The sequence below is a fragment of the Paenibacillus sp. OT2-17 genome, assembly GCF_009827695.1.
In the GTDB taxonomy this organism is placed as follows: Bacteria; Bacillota; Bacilli; order Paenibacillales; family Paenibacillaceae; genus Paenibacillus; species Paenibacillus polymyxa_B.
The window spans coordinates 1-1778 of sequence record NZ_WUDQ01000676.1 but is presented as its reverse complement, the minus strand read 5'-3'; the positions used below and the strand labels follow the sequence as shown (position 1 = coordinate 1778).

Genomic DNA, 1778 nt, shown 5'->3' with positions numbered 1-1778 from the left:
CCTTGTTCGAATATATAACAGGAATCACGATAGGTAACCTGGCTGCTACCATTCCTATGGAGCGTGAATCCACCTGGTATCTAGGCCTCATAGCCTTGTCAGTATGGGTACTGACAACACTTGGCATTGAATATTTGCAAATTAAAAGCAAGAAAATCAGAGATATAACAGATGGAAGGACAACAATTCTGATCAAAGACGGCAAAATTTTAGAGGATAATCTGAGAAAAGAACGGCTCACCCTGGATGAACTCATGGAGCAGCTTCGAAGCAAAAATGTATTCAAAGTATCTGACGTGGAATTTGCTCTTATGGAAACCAGTGGCGAAGTCAATGTGCTGTTAACCAAAGACAAGCAGCCTGTGACACTTAAAGATCTGAATATGCAGCAATTACCGGAGAAGGAACCAACAGCAGTCATTATGGATGGACAACTTATGGAGCAACAAATGGCATATATGGGGATCACTCAACAATGGCTGGATGCCAAGCTAAAGGAAAAGAGTTTAACAGTCAAAGATGTGTTTTTCGCGCAGGTGGATCCGCAAGGAGAACTGTACATTGACCAATATAGTGACAATGTACAGCTAAACAAGGTGCAGGATTCGAATCAAACCGTGCTGACTTTGCTGGAACAATGCACAACGGAGTTGCAAAAACTCGCATCTGGTTCCAGTGAGCAACAAAGAAAACAGCTATATGAGCAATGCTCACAAAGCTTGAAAGAAGCTATACAGGAGATGAAGCCGGTAAATACATCTAAGTCCTGAGCACATACGCATATGCCATAAGAGTATAAGTATGGGAACTAAAAAGGAGCGTCCTTCAGCCGTTTGTGGCTTTGAAGACGCTCCTTTTTAAATTACTGTGCCGTTGTACATTTCACAGTTGCTGCTGCCTTTCATTACTTTCTGGTGCAGCGGCAGCATAACTGTAAATACCGTTCCTTCTCCCACCTTGCTGGATACAGAGATAGAGCCGGTATGCATCTCTGTTATTTTATAAGCAATGGAAAGTCCCAAGCCACTGCCTCCAGCAGTTCGGGCCCGTGACTGGTCTGCTTTATAAAAACGTTCAAAAATGCGCTGCTGATCCTGTTCGTTGATGCCCTGTCCCGTATCCGCAATGCAGATAACCGCCTGATCACCGTTACTTGAAAGAGAAACAGATATGCTTCCACCCTGTGGTGTAAATTTAATGGCATTGTGAAGAAGATTCACCCAAACCTGGCCCATCAGATCCTCGTCCGCGTTGACCTCAACTATATCCACCTCAACAGTCATCTCGATTTTTTTAGCCTCCCATTGCGGTTCGCAGGCGAGAATAAGCGAAATCAGCTGCTTGTCCAGCCGATAAAGGGACGGACGAAACGGATGCCGCTCCGAATCCAGAATCGCCAGCTTCATGAGATTATCGCTTAGCTTGGATAGACGAATACACTCCGTCTCGATGATCGTCAAATACCGGTCTCGCTGCTCACGATCCAGTTTCTCATCCTTCAGCGCCTTGGCGAATCCGATTATCGAGGTCAGTGGTGAGCCGATTTCATGGGATACGTTCGAAATAAACTCCTCCCGCAGTTTTTCCATAGCCTTCAGATTTGCAGCCATATCATTGATACTGTCCACCAACTGTACATAAGGATGCGGCCTCCGATGTTTTCCGTTCCGCCCGCCGAGGTCCCAATCCAGATTAATGTGAAAGTCTCCTTGCGAAATACGTTTTAAAGCATCGATCATTTCGGTAAAAGCGTGCTGCTCTCTAGGCTGGATGAAGCG

Annotated in this window: 2 protein-coding genes; one reads left to right on the top strand and one right to left on the bottom strand. The window is 45.4% G+C overall.

The annotated features are described in order from the left end of the window. Positions 1–770: DUF421 domain-containing protein (locus GRP75_RS26025; RefSeq protein ID WP_160790773.1), on the top strand; the 770-nt coding region annotated here is incomplete at its 5' end. An 87-nt stretch (positions 771–857) separates the two neighbouring features. Here the strand turns inward: GRP75_RS26025 and GRP75_RS26020 are convergent. Continuing rightward, on the bottom strand, positions 858–1778 hold a 921-nt coding region (locus GRP75_RS26020; protein WP_160790772.1), incomplete at its 5' end, for a sensor histidine kinase.